The following is a 15,009-nucleotide window of genomic DNA, read 5'->3' on the forward strand; positions in this document are numbered from 1 at the left end:
CAGTTGTCGCGACGCCTATTGGCGGGCAGGTACTTTGACCCGTGCCAATTCGCCCGTGACAACAGGTTGACGCTTGCCGCCCTTGGGTGTCTCGTCATGCTCCATCCGCATGATCACGATGGCGAACTGGACACCCGCGAAAACGATGCCGTTGAACATGAACAGCATCAGAACGGCAATCCAGCCAATGTCAGACGTCGAGATCAGGTGCCAAAGATTGCCAACATTCGTGTATAGAAGCGCGCATACAAACACCGCGGACAGACCAAAGCCGATCAGAACCTGTTTGATGTAAAGACGGACAAGCTTTGGCATTGCACTCCCTTTCGTGGCGTTACCTCAATCTAGCGCGCCGGCGCTGAAAGGAAAGCAGTCACAGGGTCGCAGGGGAGCGCGCGCATATCAAAATGCTTCAGGCTTCGCCTCGCGGGCCATGTGATCCAGCACTGCGTTGGCAAACTTGCCTTCGTCGCTTTCGGGAAAGAAGGCCTTTGCGATGTCAACGAACTCGGTGATCACCACTTTGGGCGGCGCGTCGCCATGGGTCAGCTCGGCACCAGCGGCCCGGAACAGGGCGCGCAAGGTCGGGTCAATCCGGCCGATTGGCCACTTGGCCACCAAGGCCCGGTCGGTCATCTGGTCGATCTGCGCCTGATGGTTCACGGCATCGTCGACCAGCTTGCGAAACAGGCGGCTGTCGCCTTCTGCCATTGCATAATCGTCGAACTCCTCGCCGAAACGGAAATCTTCGAACTCGACCATGATCTGGTCAACCGTCTGGTTCGAGGCCTCCATCTGAAACAGAGCCTGCACAGCAAAAAGCCGGGCGGCCGATTTCATTTGGCGTTTTTGGTTGCCGGAAAGCGTCATGCCGTTGGGGTATCCTTCGTATCACCAGCGAGCTTGATTTCTTGTGAAAGTGCCTTGAACCCGACACCTTTGCCCGCGCCGGCCCATTTGCGCGAAAGCGCGACCAGATGCAAGGCCGCAGCGGCGGCTCCGCCCCCTTTATTTTGATCTTTGGTGTCTGCGCGGACTTCGGCTTGTTTGCGGTTCTCGACGGTCAGGATGCCGTTGCCGATGGCCAGACCGTTCAATCCCATCAATTGGATTGCACGCGAACTATCGTTGCAGACAGTGTCATAATGCGTCGTCTCGCCCCGGATCACACAGCCCAGCGCCACGTAACCATCGAAGTTTGACAGCTTGTCCGCCATCGAGATTGCAGTGGGCACTTCAAGAGCCCCCGGTACTTCCACGATGTCCCATGTGCCGCCAGCGGCCTCGATTTCAGCCTTGGCTCCGGCCACCAGGTTGTCGGCGATATCCTTGTAATAGGGCGCGACAACGATCAGGATTTTTACCGGCGTGTCAAAGCTCGGGCGATCAAGGACATAGTGTTGTTCGGCGGCGGCCATGGTTCAATCCTTTTGAATGGGACGTGTGCCGGTGATGGTCAGCCCATAGGCGTCCAGACCGACATAGCGGGTTTCCGGGCTGTCGGTCAAAAGAACCATCTCGTTCAGACCCAATGTCGACAAGATTTGCGACCCAAGCCCGATCTGGCGCACGGTGCGCGGCCCTTCCTCTTCATCAGCGTGCAGTGTCTTGCGCGGCTCACGAAACAGGCAAACAACGCCCCTGCCCTCATCGGCAATGATTTGCATCGCACGCGGCAGTTCATCAGCTGGTTTCGGGCCAAGACCCAGCACATCCTGCGCCTCTTGCAAGGCATGGGTACGCACCAAAACCGGCGCGTCCGTGGTGATGTCACCTTTGATCAGCACCACGTGTTCGATGTCATGGGTCATGTCGGTGAAAATCCGCATCTCCCACTCACCACCAAACTGAGACGTGATGGTCTCACGCCCCGTTTCGCGCACCAGATTGTCGTGACGACGGCGATAGGCGATCAGGTCCGAGATCGTGCCGATCTTGATCCCGTGCGTCTTGGCGATCTCAACCAACTCGGGCAGACGCGCCATCGTGCCATCTTCGTTCATGATCTCGCAGATCACACCTGCGGGTGTGCGTCCGGCAAGGCGCGAGATATCCACGGCGGCCTCGGTGTGCCCTGCCCGAACCAACACGCCACCATTGCGCGCGCGCAGCGGGAACACGTGACCCGGGGTCGCAATTTCAGCAGGGCCGTGATCGGGGTTAATCGCCGTTGCTACTGTCAGCGCACGATCTGCAGCCGAGATACCTGTCGACACACCCTCGCGCGCCTCGATGGATACGGTGAACGCCGTTTCATGGCGGGACGAGTTGTGCATCGCCATCATCGGCAACCCAAGCTCATCAATCCGCGCGCTTTCCATCGGCAGACAAACCAGACCGCGGCCATATGTGGCCATGAAGTTGATCGCCGCCGCATCGCAAGCATCCGCAGGAATGACGAAATCACCTTCATTCTCGCGATCTTCATGATCAACCAAAATGTACATCCGCCCGGCCCGCGCCTCGGCAATGATGTCCTCGGCGGAGGCGATGGCGTCGGTCAAGCTCGCCTCAACCGGTCCCGGTGTTTCATATGTAACGCTGTCCGTCATGGCGCATTCCCCTCAAGCTCGGTGAGTGAGTAGCGCAAGGCGCACGGGGTTGCCAGCCAAAAGGCGGCAGCTGTGATTGCTATCGCGCCGTAATACGGGTCTGCTGAGCTTCGCCCGTTATGTGATAGACGTCTGCTCGGTTCTCGAAAAACTTCCTCCAGCTCTTCTCTTCAAGATCAGATAGAGTAATGCCGAGAGCTTCACGCACTAGGGGACTCACCCGTCCAATCAATAAACCCATCGCTTGCTTTTGCATCTCGGTCAGTATCCGATGCTCTAGATCCTTTGGATTTGGTGTCAACATGACCCATTGAGAACAGGATTTACGATAGTTCGTTGGGGCTTTTGCTTCACCCATGCCGACCACCGTGTGGCCTCGTTCTCTTAAAAATGTCGCAAGATGAGAAAAATCGCCATCTGAGCTGACGAGCACAAATTGGTCGATGTAACTACCAAAGCTCAGTTCGGCTGCGGCAAGAGACAGCGCGATATCTGCAGCATTCTTACCAGTGCCTGTGTAGACAAAATGTAGACCCGGAGCGTCATTCCACCCCTTTATACGACCGGCGTTTCCATAAACTCGCCGCACCTGCAATTCACCAAATCTTCCTGATTCAACAATGATCTTCCCAGCCAATGCACTGGTAATATTCTCTCCGTCAATCAACAGCGCAACTGATCGGGTGCTATTATCCTGAGGTAAACCATTCACACTCATCAAATCCCTCCACTCTATTTAATTGAGAGTTAAGCAGAGATATTAACAATTTCAAGTTGCACACTAGAACCGCCAAAGCGCCGGGACAAACTGATACGCATCCCCGTCTCGGCGCACATGGCCCACACCGGGGAACGGGAAGTGATAGCCTAGCATCGCAATCCGATCAGAGACTACCATGTCGAGGAGTTTCTTCCGGCTTGCAACCGTCATCTCCGGATCAACATCGGTGTCGTTGTACCAATCGGGATGGGCGAAATTGGTGAAGGCGTTGGTCAGCGCATCGCCGGTCGCGATCAATTGCTGCCCCTCGCTGTCAATCATGACCGACATATGACCGGGCGTATGGCCGGGACTGGCAAGCATGCGCACGCCCGGGACAACCTCGTCCCCATCGTTCAGCAGCGTCCACTCAAGCCCATCCGCGTTGATCGCGTTCACGGCCCCGACGACAAATTGTTGGCGCACCGGATCGACGCGGTCGACAAGCCCGTCTTGCAGCCAATAGGCGCGTTCTTCGGCACCTATGTAATACTGCGCATCGGGAAAAATTGGCTCGTCGAAATCATCCCGAATGCCCCAGATATGGTCTGGGTGGGCATGAGTGATGATCACATCTGTGATGCCTGCCGGGTCGATCCCTGCGGCCTCGAGATTGTCAATCAAACGCCCAGTTGTATCCAGCCAACGGGACCCGGAGCCCACGTCGATCAACACGCGCGCGGTCCCGATCTCAATGTATAAGAGGTTGGTGTTGGAATAGCCTTGCGCTGGGTCCAGGAAGTGATCCTTGAGAAACGCAAGCTTCTCTTCGTCAGGGGCATTCACAGCCAAACCACTGATAGGGAGCAAGAAATACCCATCGGAAACAACTGTCAATCGCGCGTCACCGACGGTAAATCCGAAATGCGCGGGATTTGAAGCTGTCGGCGCACCCAACATCGCGCGCGCGGTTGTTGGCATGGCAAAAGCTGGCGCGATCGAGGCCAGCCGCAACACGTCGCGGCGGGACGGGCGGCGGGATGGGCGGATCAGGGACATGTCGGGCTCCGTCAGGCAGGATTGTTCGGTAAAACACCGCCATCATATTCCCCGATCAGAATATGTCAAAGAGAACCCGCGCCCTACCCGTAATCGGCAAGCCGGGCGACGTAGCGCGCCAGCGTGTCAATCTCAAGGTTCACCTTGCCGCCAATCTGCGCCTGCCCCCAATTTGTCACCTCTTTGGTGTGCGAAATCAGGTTCACACCGAACTCATCGCCCTCGACCTCGTTCACGGTCAGCGACGTGCCGTTCAAAGCCACTGACCCTTTGGGAGCGATAAATCTAGCCAACTCCGAAGGCGCTTGAAACCTGACGCGGGTGCTATCGCCCTCGACCTGCATGTCGACAATCTGTGCCACGCCATCCACATGACCCGACACGATGTGACCGCCAAGCTCGTCTCCGACCTTCAATGCACGCTCAAGGTTGATCCGATGGCCGACCGTCCAGCCGCCAATATTGGTTTTCGATACGGTTTCCGCCGAGATATCAACGTCATACCAGTTGTCCCCCAACGCCACGACCGTCAGGCAAACACCGTCCGAGGCAATGGACGCGCCAATATCGATGCCTCCGGTGTCATAGGCTGTTTCGATCCGCGCACGCATGTCGCCTGCTTGCTCAAGCGCGGCGACGCGCCCGACATCGGTGATGATCCCTGTGAACATGATGCCTCCTTGCGCTGGCAGATATGTCATTCACCTAACCCGCGCCCGCCTTCTTGCCAAGTGCCCCCTGTGATTTCACAAGGCCTTCGCGCGTCATACTTTTGCCCAAAGCAGGGGGTAACAAAATCGAAAGGTTCCCCTTCTCATAATGGAAGAGAGGCGTCAGAAAGGAACCAACGGCTATGTCGTGAATTCGAACCATGATTGGCCCCGAACAGACGAGTTTGAGTTGCGGAGAAATGTGTGAGCACCGACCCTGACAGACGCTTCCTGATGCTTCAGGGCCCGCACGGCCCCTTTTTCGGGCAGTTGGGTCGTATGCTGCGTGCAGCCGGGGCCAAGGTCTGGCGCGTGGGTTTTAACAAGGGCGATGAGTTTTTCTGGCGCGATAGGGCCAGTTACATCTCGTACACCGATGATCAGGCCAACTGGCCAACTGCATTCGAGGCATTGCTGGATCAGCACGCAATCACCGACATCGTTCTTTATGGCGATACGCGCCCGATACATGCCAATGCAGTGGACATCGCAAAATCGAGAAATCTTGGCGTTCATGTCTTTGAAGAAGGCTATTTGCGGCCCTACTGGGTAACTTACGAGCGCGATGGCTCCAACGGCAACTCTGCTCTGATGTCACTCGACGTTGTGGACATGCAAAAGGTGCTGGCCCAAGCCGAGCTTGATATTCCCGAAGCCCCCGCCCACTGGGGCGACATGCGCCAGCACGTATTCTACGGTGCGCTCTATCATTGGTTCGTCATGTTCGCCAATCGGACATACAGGAATTTCAAGCCGCATCGCGCGTTGGGCGTGGCGCAGGAATTCAGGCTGTATCTGTGGCGCTTGCTGCTTATGCCGTATATCGCCGCCCACCGGATCGCAGCGACCCGACGGATCAGTCGCGGCGGCTTTCCGTACCACCTGGCGTTACTTCAGCTGGAACATGATAGCAGTTTCCAAAACCATAGCCCTTTCAAAACGATGACCGAGTTTCTTGATGTTGTCATTAGGGCCTTCTCTGCAAGCGCGCCTAAGCACCACCACCTTGTCTTCAAGGCACATCCGCTTGAAGATGGGCGCGTTCCTCAGCGTCGGGAGATCCAAAGAATCGCAGCAGAATGTGGTGTCGCGGATCGGGTGCATTATGTACGTGGTGGTAAACTGGCCCGCCTTCTAGACCACGCGCGTTCGGCGGTGACAGTCAACTCAACTGCGGCCCAACAGGCACTGTGGCGCGGACTGCCGCTAAAAGTGTTCGGCGACGCCGTTTACGACAAACCGGAATTCGCGTCTGCCCAGCCCATCGAGGCATTCTTTGATCAACCCACCCGCCCGGACAGTCGCGCCTATCGCGACTACCGCCATTATTTGCTGGAAAGCAGCCAGGTCACCGGCGGATACTATTCTGCCAAAGGCCGTCGCCAGCTGTTGCGCCAGATCGTGGATATGATGCTGGCAAAGGACGATCCTTATCAGGCGCTTAAGGACGGAACAGCGGCACCTCGGCAACAGTTACGGCTCGTAAAGTAGCTTCAACGCATTCAAAGACTGGATTTGCTCGGCGACGCAACCTAGGGTCGCGGAAACAACAATACCTGGCCGAATGGCCGGTGAAGGAGTGCGCGCAGTGAGCAACGTCAGCAAGAAAGTGATCCGGGCCACCGCCCTTTGTACGCTGGTATTTGCACTGGGCGCATGTGGATTGCCCCGCTCTGGCCCAAACAAAAGCGAAATCATCGCCGGTTCGACCCAGAAAAACGGAAACGCATATGTCGTTAATGTGAATCAGCGCGTGACCCGTGCAACTTCGGTCGTGCCCAAACTGGGCTTCAGCAACGCATTCAAAAACGCGGCCGTCGTTGGTTCCGATACCATCCGCGCTGGCGATACGCTTGGCATTTCGATCTGGGAAAACGTTGACAATGGCATCCTGACGACGGCCGGCGCCCCGGCGGTCTTGGAACGGGTTCAGGTCGACGGTTCAGGCTATATCTTCATTCCCTATGCGGGCCGCATCAAAGCTGCCGGCAACTCGCCTGAAGCAATCCGCCGTGTGATCACCAACAAACTGGCCGAACAGACACCCGATCCGCAAGTTGTGGTCAGCCGACTGGCAGGCGATGGATCGACTGTGACCCTTACCGGCGCGGTTGGTGGTCAAGGTGTCTATCCGATTGAACGCCCAACCCGCACATTGAACGCGATGCTGGCCAAGGCAGGCGGCGTTGCCATCTCTCCCGAGATTGCAATCGTCAAGGTGAACCGTGGCAATCAAACCGGGCAAGTCTGGTTCCAAGACCTGTTCAAATACCCCGAGATGGACATCGCCCTGCGTGGCGGTGACCGCATTTTAGTCGAGGAAGACAGCCGTTCCTTCACCGCCCTTGGTGCAACCGGCTCCCAAAGCCGCGTCAGGTTTGAAACCCAGACACTGTCGGCGCTTGAGGCCATTGCGCAAGTGGGCGGTTTGTCAAATGCGGCAGCTGACCCTACCGGAATCTTCATCCTGCGCGATGAAAGTGCTGAAATCGCAAATGCTGTCCTTGGTCGCAAAGACATTCGAGGCACCCAGCGCATGGTCTATGTGCTGAACCTGACCGAGACCAATGGTATGTTCAGCGCCCGCGACTTTGTCATCCGTGACGGCGATACGGTCTATGTGACCGAAGCCCCATATGTACAATGGACCAAGGTTCTGTCCGCGCTGACCGGATCGCTGGCGACGGCCGGATCGATCTCTTCACTGAACGACTCGCTTGGCGGGTCGGGCAACTGATAGACTGGCCAACATGGCCCCAGACACCCACTGCATCAAAGCCGCCGACGGTGACACCGCCCGGCGGCTTTATGTTTATAATGGTGGGTTCCTGACGCAATCCCGTATTCGCCGCATTCTTTCCCTCGCCGGATGGGATGTCCGGCTTGGATTGCCCACCGAAGGCGCGCATGTGGGCGTTTGGGGAAAAAGTCCGACCTCTGGCCGTGGCGAAGCTGTTGCGTCGCGCCGAGAAGCCCCCGTCATCCGGGTCGAAGACGCATTCCTGCGCTCCATCCTGCCCGGACGCTCGGGCGAGGCCCCGCTGGGTTTGCTGATCGACGATATGGGCGTCCATTTTGACAGCAGCACACCTTCGCGGCTGGAGCATATTCTGGCCACAGACCCACTGGACGACAACACAGTTTTGAACCGCGCACGCGACGCGATGGAGCGGATGCGCTCGTGCCGCCTGAGCAAATACAACACGTTTGACCCCGCTCTGCCCTTGCCCGATGCGCCCTATGTATTGGTAATTGACCAGACGCGGGGCGATGCCTCGATCAAGCATGCTGGCGCATCCGAAAACACATTTCGCGAGATGTTGGTGGCAGCGCGGCTCAACCACCCCGATGCGCGCATCCTGATCAAAACGCACCCAGAAAGTGATCTGGGTCACCGGCAAGGTCATTTCGGGGCCGAGGATGAGAGCGATCAGGTCCGCTTGATCAGTGGCCCGCTTGATCCGTGGGGGCTTCTTGAAGGGGCGATGGCCGTCTACACCGTCAGTTCGGGCCTTGGGTTCGAAGCTATACTTGCAGGCCACAAACCACATGTTTTTGGCCAGCCATTCTATTCAGGTTGGGGCCTGACCCATGACGAACGCCCCGTTGATCGCCGTCGTCGCACGCTGACGCGGGCACAACTTTTTGCCGGGGCGATGATCCTTTATCCCACGTGGTACGACCCATATCGTGATCGTTTGTGCGAGATTGAACAGGTTCTGGATACGTTAGAAGCGCGTTCGCGTGCGTGGCGGGAAGATCGTCTGGGCTATGTGGCCAGTGGTATGCGGCTGTGGAAACGCCGCCCGCTTGCTGATTTCTATCACGACGGTCCCGCCATGATCTTTGACGACGACGCCATGCGCGCGACCCAAGGCGCGCAAAAGGTCGAACGGCCCTTGATGGTCTGGGCGGGCAAAGAGCAAGACGCCCATCAAAGCGCGCCAGCACTTCTTCGGATCGAAGACGGTTTCCTACGCTCACGCGGCCTTGGAGCCGAGCTTGTACCGCCCATGTCGCTGGTGCGCGATGATTTGGGCATCTATTACGATCCAAACCGTGAAAGCCGTTTGGAGCGCTACATCGGGGCCTCGACCACCCTGCCCGACCATACGCGAGCCCGCGCAGAGCGGTTGATCCTGCGAATTACCGAAGCTGGGCTTGCCAAATACAACCTTGATCGTACCTTGCCGCCCGGCATCAAGGACTTGCCGAAAGGCAAGCGCATTTTGGTGCCCGGACAGGTGGAAGATGACGCCTCGATCCGGCTTGGCACCGGGTCTGTCTGCACCAACTTAGCGCTTTTACAGCGGGCGCGGCTGGAAAACCCCGAGGCCGTCATCATCTATAAGCCCCACCCTGATGTAGAGGCAGGGCTGCGTACTGGCGCAATACCGGAACAGGACGCTGGCCCCCTTGCCGACTTAATTGCGCATGACGCTGATCCAATTGGTTTGATCAACGCGGTGGATGAAGTTTGGACCATGACATCGACCCTCGGGTTCGAAGCGCTTTTGCGCGGTCGCCATGTCACCTGTCTAGGCGCGCCATTCTATGCCGGTTGGGGGCTGACTGCTGATCTGGGCTGGGTTCCAGAGCGGCGCACGGCCCGCCCGGATATCATCGCGTTGACGCATGCCGTGCTGATCGACTATCCGCGTTATCACGACCCGATCACCGGCACGGCGTGCCCGGTCGAGGTGATTGTCGAACGTTTAGCCGACGGCGTTCAATCAGAAGCAAACTATCGCACACGCATGTTGGCAAAACTACAAGGTCTGTTCGCAAGCTACGCTTACCTTTGGCGCTGACGCCAACGGTGAAGGATGTCTGATCCGACGGCGCGCGCCTCGATCAGATCGAACCGGGGCGCCTCGGCCAGCCGCCCGATCCCCATCGCCGCAAGCGAGGGTCGCCCCTCGGCCCCCAATGCCAGACCCGCGGTATACCCAACCAACTCGTCCACCAGATCGGCCATCAGCAGCGACGCCGCCAATCCGCCGCCGCCTTCGCAATAAACTCGGGTTAGTCCGCGCGCACCCAGCGCGTTAAGCACCGACTTTGGATCAAGCGCACCTTCAGCCTCGTCGACCTCGATCATCTGAGCACCGATCCCAGCCCAAGCCGACACCAACTCCGGCGCGGCGCGGCGTCCGTGGCAGATCCAGACCGGAATTTCTTTCGCGGTCCGCGCCAGCTGACAATCAAGCGGCAGGTCCAGATGACGTGACAACACAACCCGGATGGGTTGATGTGCTACGCCTAGCCCGCGGACCGTCAGCGAGGGATCATCCGCGCGCGCCGTTCCCGCGCCGATCATGACCGCATCGTGACTGGCCCGCATCGCGTGGACGTGGCGACGCGCGTCAGTTCCGGTTATCCACTGACTTTCACCCGACGCCGTCGCAATCCGACCATCAAACGAGCTTGCCAGTTTCAGCGTGACCAAAGGGCGTCCTTCGGTGACGCGTTTCAAAAAGCCCGCAAGGTCTGCTTTCGCCTCAGCGGCACAAAGGCCGACTTCAACCTCAATGCCCGCTGCACGCAGCATCGCAACGCCGCCGCCGTCCACCCGAGGATCAGGATCACCAGTTGCGACCACAACCCGCGCGACACCGGCTTCGATCAGTGAACCGGCGCAGGGTGGGGTTTGCCCGTGATGGGCACAAGGCTCCAACGTGACATAGACTGTGGCGCCGTTTGCTGCCTCTCGCGCCTGCGCCAGTGCAACGGCCTCTGCATGAGGCCGCCCACCGGGTTGGGTCCAACCCCGCCCGACAATTCGGCCTTCCGAGACGATAACGCAGCCCACCGCAGGGTTCGGCGCACAACGCCCAAGACCCCGCCGCCCAAGCGACAGGGCCAATCGCATATACCGCGTTTCAGATTGGGTCACTCGTCTTCCGGTGGGATGTCCGGGCGCAACTCGCTGACAAACTTATCAAAATCGTCCGCCGCCTGGAAGTTCTTGTAAACACTGGCAAAACGCACATAGGCGACCGTGTCGATCCGGGCCAGACTTTCCATCACAATCTCGCCAATTGTTTTCGACGGAATGTCCGTTTCGCCCATGCTTTCCAACCGGCGCACAATACCCGAGATCATCTGATCAATGCGATCCGGTTCGACCGGGCGTTTTTGCATCGAAATACGGATCGAGCGTTCCAGCTTCTCGCGGTCGAAATCCTCGCGTCGTCCGTTGGACTTTACGACAACAAGGTCGCGCAGCTGCACCCGTTCATATGTTGTAAAACGTCCTCCGCAAGCCGGACAAAACCGGCGTCGGCGAATGGCGACGTGATCCTCGGCCGGCCGACTATCTTTAACCTGTGTGTCGATATTTCCGCAAAACGGGCAGCGCATCGGCCTTCCTTTTCTCTGTTCACAGCTCGGGTATTGGGTCTGACGCCCAGTTATCCACAGGCACTATAGGACAGCCGCTAGGTCTTGTGTAGGGGGTAATACGAAGCGCAAAATGCGCCGCGTTTCTCGCCTACGGGGAAAAGTCGTTCTCGGTTCCCCTGTTACGCGCGCGTCAACCAGATCATTGTGCGCAAATTCATTCATGAAGGAGATACCAATGTCTGTTGCACGCGTAACCGAGATTTCTGCAACCTCTACAAAAAGCTTCGACGATGCCGTCGAAAAAGGCGTTGAACGCGCATCTGAAACCCTGCGCAACGTCGTCAGCGCTTGGGTGAAAGAACAATCAGTCAAAGTCGAAAACGGCAAAGTTGCCCATTATCAGGTGAACCTGATGGTGACTTTCGTTCTGGAAGGCTAACCCAAACACCACTCGCGGGCCACTGGCCTAAGGGCCGAGATGCGCTGCCACCTGTCGGGTGTGCGGCGCATTTCTGTGTTCAAACAGATAAACCCCCTGCCACGTGCCAAGCGCCATACGCCCACCGTGCACGGGTATTGACAGGCTGACCGGCATCATCGCCGCTTTTATATGGGCTGGCATATCATCCGGCCCTTCATAAGTGTGGGTCAAATAGTCCATCGATGGATCCGTCGTAGGCGGAACCAGCCGATGGAAAAAGTTCTGCAAGTCGGTCTGAACTTCTGGGTCTGCATTTTCTTGGATCAGAAGCGAACAGGACGTGTGGCGGACAAACAATGTTAGCACGCCGTCATCAATTGGTTGTAGATCAATCCATCGAGTGATTTCTGATGTGAGCTCGTACAGGCGCGGACCGTTTGTCTGTACTAAAATAGTATGGGCCATGGCACCGATATGACGTGATCAATGTCACCTATGCAAGGCCATCGCATTTCGTTTTTCCGGCACCCGAGGCAGTCTGGATGAAAAAGTCGACAAGGCCGGCATCCTCACCGCCTTTGTTCGCGTGAGTGGGACGCCTCTGAGTGCCGGAAAACTGGCGAAGTTAGAGAACGATCAGCGCAGGGCGGCGTGATAAGCGGCCCTCTTCACGGCGTGTCTCTAACTTAAGCAATGCACGAAGCCGCCCCGATCTTGCATCGGGCTGACCACCACGCTTTGAAAGTTCTTCTCGGAAGTTTGTCATCGGCCGCTTTAAGCCGGTCGTAAATGTATTTGCGTCCACCGTGTTCCGCATGAAATCCCCCACATATAAAAATTGCTTTATTCAAAAAAGTAATCGTCTAAACACCCTGTTCATATTTTTGCCACATTTCCGCCCAATTCAAAGCAAAAAGCGCATTTTTGGCTGTTGTTTCTTGGTGAACAAATTGTTTCCAACCGATCTTTCTTTCGGACGGAGACAGGTCGCGCTCCCTTTCCCTCATAGATAGTGGGTTGGCTTCTCAAAAGCGCTCGAACCAAGAATTTTTGGGGGATTCGCAGAAACTAACGGGCAGACGCGAAATGGGCACAAATGTGGCAGAAAAAAGGCGCACGCCAAATTCTGGAGTGCGCCTTATCTGTCGATGTCGATAGGACCCGGAACACCGGGTCACATTACTGGTCCAAGAACGACCGCAGCTTACGTGATCGGCTTGGGTGCTTCAGCTTGCGCAGCGCCTTTGCCTCGATCTGACGGATCCGTTCGCGGGTCACGCTGAACTGCTGCCCCACCTCTTCCAACGTATGGTCGGTGTTCATCCCAATGCCAAAGCGCATCCGCAGCACACGTTCTTCACGCGGTGTAAGGGACGCCAGAACCCGTGTCGTGGTTTCCTTGAGGTTTTCCTGAATGGCACTGTCCAAGGGCAGCACAGCATTCTTATCCTCGATGAAGTCACCCAGCTGGCTGTCTTCCTCGTCACCAATCGGCGTTTCCAAAGAAATCGGCTCTTTGGCGATTTTCATCACCTTGCGCACTTTCTCAAGCGGCATTTGCAGCTTCTCGGCCAGTTCTTCCGGGGTCGGCTCGCGGCCGATCTCGTGCAGCATCTGGCGACCGGTCCGAACCAGCTTGTTGATCGTCTCGATCATATGAACCGGAATACGGATCGTGCGCGCCTGATCGGCAATCGAGCGCGTGATGGCCTGACGGATCCACCATGTCGCATAGGTCGAGAATTTGTAGCCGCGACGATATTCAAACTTATCAACCGCCTTCATCAGGCCGATGTTACCTTCCTGAATAAGATCAAGGAATTGCAGGCCGCGGTTGGTGTATTTCTTAGCGATCGAGATCACGAGGCGAAGGTTGGCTTCAACCATTTCCTTCTTGGCCTGACGGGCCTCTTTTTCACCCTTTTGAACCTGTTGAACGATCCGGCGGAATTCTGGAATGTCGACGCCAACATACTGACCAACTTGCGCCATGTCGGCGCGCAGTTGTTCAACCTTGTCGGTCGACTTTTCAATGAACCCCTGCCACGCACGACCGGTATTCGCTGACATGTCCTCAAGCCAGGTCGGATCCAACTCGCGACCACGATAGGCGTCGATGAACTCCCGGCGGTTGATACGGGCCTGATCTGCAAGCTTCACCATTGCGCTGTCGATGGACATGATCCGACGGTTAATGCCGTAAAGCTGATCGACCAGCGCTTCGATCCGGTTGTTATGCAAGTGAAGTTCGTTCACCAACAGGACAATTTCGGACCGCAGCTTCTGATACGCGCCCTCTTCCTTTTTCGAGAAGCTGTCATCTTCGTTCAGGGTTGCAGACATCCGTAGATCCTGCATTTCCGACAGTTGCTCATAGTCGCGCGCGATAAGTTCCAGTGTCTCCAGAACACGCGGCTTCAGAGCTGCTTCCATCGCGGCCAGAGACATGTTGGCCGCTTCATCTTCGTCGTCATCGTCGTCGTCATTGGCAATCGGGTTGCCGTCGGCGTCCAGCTCTTGCTCGGATGCCTTCTTTTCAGTCGGGGCGGCTGCGCCATTTACCGCAGGTGCGGCAACGCTTTCTTCATCGTCCCCATCTTCGTCCATCGCGTTGCCAAAGGTGGCATCTAGATCGATGACGTCGCGCAGCAAAATATCTTCGCTCAGAAGTTCGTCGCGCCAGATTGTAATCGCCTGGAAGGTCAACGGGCTTTCACACAGGCCCGAAATCATCGTGTTACGACCAGCTTCGATCCGCTTGGCGATTGCAATTTCGCCTTCGCGGCTCAGAAGCTCCACCGACCCCATTTCACGCAAGTACATGCGGACCGGATCATCCGTGCGATCTAGTTTCTCGGTCTCCGCGGTGGCGACAGTGACTTCGCGCGCGCCCTGCTGGGTCACAAGCTCAGTCGAGCCTTTCTCGTCCTCTTCCGCCTCTTCATCTTCGATGATGTTGATGCCCATCTCTGACAGCATCGACATCACGTCTTCGATCTGTTCGGAACTGACCTGATCAGGTGGCAGAACCTGATTAAGTTGATCGTAGGTGATGTAGCCTTTTTCCCGCGCCTCGGCGATCATCTTTTTAACCGCCGTCTGACTGGTGTCAGTCATCGGCTCGTTGTCCTGATCGTCCTTGCGGTCGTTGGCGGTATCCTTGGCGGCCATGGGCCCTCCTTGCGCTTGGCTTGGCGGATATGGGGCATCGGGGCGTCCCCC

General features: G+C 57.1%; 16 protein-coding genes. 4 read left to right on the forward strand and 12 right to left on the reverse strand.

Annotated features, from left to right (window positions below; all coding sequences use genetic code 11):
- Window positions 1-15: 15 nt before the first annotated feature.
- From V6N04_RS05155 to V6N04_RS05185, 7 genes are all read right to left on the reverse strand, one after another.
- Window positions 16-315 (reverse strand): hypothetical protein, encoded by a 300-nt coding sequence (locus V6N04_RS05155; RefSeq protein ID WP_371169058.1) that lies wholly within the window; start codon window positions 313-315, stop codon window positions 16-18.
- Between the two features lie 87 nt (window positions 316-402).
- Window positions 403-870: a transcription antitermination factor NusB gene (gene nusB, locus V6N04_RS05160; RefSeq protein WP_371169059.1), complete on the reverse strand. Its 468-nt coding sequence runs from the start codon at window positions 868-870 to the stop codon at window positions 403-405.
- Window positions 867-1,418: a 6,7-dimethyl-8-ribityllumazine synthase gene (locus V6N04_RS05165; RefSeq protein ID WP_371169060.1), complete on the reverse strand. Its 552-nt coding sequence runs from the start codon at window positions 1,416-1,418 to the stop codon at window positions 867-869. Before V6N04_RS05165 ends, nusB begins: the two co-directional genes overlap by 4 nt.
- A 3-nt stretch (window positions 1,419-1,421) precedes the next feature.
- Window positions 1,422-2,552 (reverse strand): 3,4-dihydroxy-2-butanone-4-phosphate synthase, encoded by a 1,131-nt coding sequence (ribB, locus tag V6N04_RS05170; protein WP_371169061.1) that lies wholly within the window; start codon window positions 2,550-2,552, stop codon window positions 1,422-1,424.
- 79 nt (window positions 2,553-2,631) lie between these two features.
- On the reverse strand, window positions 2,632-3,270 hold the full coding sequence (locus V6N04_RS05175; protein ID WP_371169062.1) for an NYN domain-containing protein: 639 nt from the start codon (window positions 3,268-3,270) through the stop codon (window positions 2,632-2,634).
- 63 nt (window positions 3,271-3,333) lie between these two features.
- Window positions 3,334-4,311, reverse strand: a complete 978-nt coding sequence (locus V6N04_RS05180; RefSeq protein ID WP_371169063.1) for an MBL fold metallo-hydrolase — start codon at window positions 4,309-4,311, stop codon at window positions 3,334-3,336.
- Between the two features lie 83 nt (window positions 4,312-4,394).
- Window positions 4,395-4,982, reverse strand: coding sequence for a riboflavin synthase (locus V6N04_RS05185; RefSeq protein WP_371169064.1), 588 nt, complete (start codon window positions 4,980-4,982; stop codon window positions 4,395-4,397).
- 273 nt (window positions 4,983-5,255) lie between these two features.
- Between V6N04_RS05185 and V6N04_RS05190 the strand changes: the two genes are divergently transcribed.
- From V6N04_RS05190 to V6N04_RS05200, 3 genes are all read left to right on the forward strand, one after another.
- Entirely contained in the window at window positions 5,256-6,512 is a 1,257-nt protein-coding gene (locus V6N04_RS05190; protein WP_371169172.1) for a capsule biosynthesis protein, read from the forward strand.
- Window positions 6,513-6,609: 97 nt separating this feature from the next.
- Window positions 6,610-7,758 carry a polysaccharide biosynthesis/export family protein gene (locus tag V6N04_RS05195; protein ID WP_371169065.1) on the forward strand — a complete coding sequence of 383 codons (1,149 nt, stop codon included), beginning with the start codon at window positions 6,610-6,612 and terminating at the stop codon, window positions 7,756-7,758.
- A 13-nt stretch (window positions 7,759-7,771) separates the two neighbouring features.
- Complete coding sequence (locus V6N04_RS05200; RefSeq protein WP_371169066.1) at window positions 7,772-9,832, forward strand: capsular polysaccharide biosynthesis protein; 2,061 nt, start codon at window positions 7,772-7,774, stop codon at window positions 9,830-9,832.
- Here the strand turns inward: V6N04_RS05200 and ribD are convergent.
- Together ribD and nrdR are read right to left on the reverse strand one after the other, a co-directional pair.
- Window positions 9,817-10,893, reverse strand: a complete 1,077-nt coding sequence (ribD, locus tag V6N04_RS05205) for a bifunctional diaminohydroxyphosphoribosylaminopyrimidine deaminase/5-amino-6-(5-phosphoribosylamino)uracil reductase RibD (protein ID WP_371169173.1) — start codon at window positions 10,891-10,893, stop codon at window positions 9,817-9,819. The genes V6N04_RS05200 and ribD overlap by 16 nt on opposite strands.
- Window positions 10,894-10,913: 20 nt before the next feature.
- Window positions 10,914-11,384, reverse strand: coding sequence for a transcriptional regulator NrdR (nrdR, locus tag V6N04_RS05210; RefSeq protein WP_371169067.1), 471 nt, complete (start codon window positions 11,382-11,384; stop codon window positions 10,914-10,916).
- Window positions 11,385-11,601: 217 nt separating this feature from the next.
- Here nrdR and V6N04_RS05215 point away from each other — a divergent pair, with 217 nt between their 5' ends.
- Window positions 11,602-11,805, forward strand: a complete 204-nt coding sequence (locus V6N04_RS05215) for a dodecin family protein (RefSeq protein ID WP_371169068.1) — start codon at window positions 11,602-11,604, stop codon at window positions 11,803-11,805.
- Between the two features lie 27 nt (window positions 11,806-11,832).
- On the opposite strand, the gene V6N04_RS05220 is transcribed toward V6N04_RS05215, so the two are convergent.
- The 3 genes from V6N04_RS05220 to rpoD form a co-directional block, all read right to left on the reverse strand.
- Window positions 11,833-12,252, reverse strand: coding sequence for a secondary thiamine-phosphate synthase enzyme YjbQ (locus tag V6N04_RS05220; protein WP_371169069.1), 420 nt, complete (start codon window positions 12,250-12,252; stop codon window positions 11,833-11,835).
- Window positions 12,253-12,412: 160 nt separating this feature from the next.
- Window positions 12,413-12,604, reverse strand: coding sequence for a hypothetical protein (locus V6N04_RS05225; protein WP_371169070.1), 192 nt, complete (start codon window positions 12,602-12,604; stop codon window positions 12,413-12,415).
- A 362-nt stretch (window positions 12,605-12,966) separates the two neighbouring features.
- Window positions 12,967-14,958, reverse strand: a complete 1,992-nt coding sequence (rpoD, locus tag V6N04_RS05230) for an RNA polymerase sigma factor RpoD (protein ID WP_371169071.1) — start codon at window positions 14,956-14,958, stop codon at window positions 12,967-12,969.
- Window positions 14,959-15,009: the final 51 nt, after the last annotated feature.

The organism is Aliiroseovarius conchicola (assembly GCF_041403445.1).
Lineage (GTDB): Bacteria > Pseudomonadota > Alphaproteobacteria > Rhodobacterales > Rhodobacteraceae > Aliiroseovarius > Aliiroseovarius conchicola.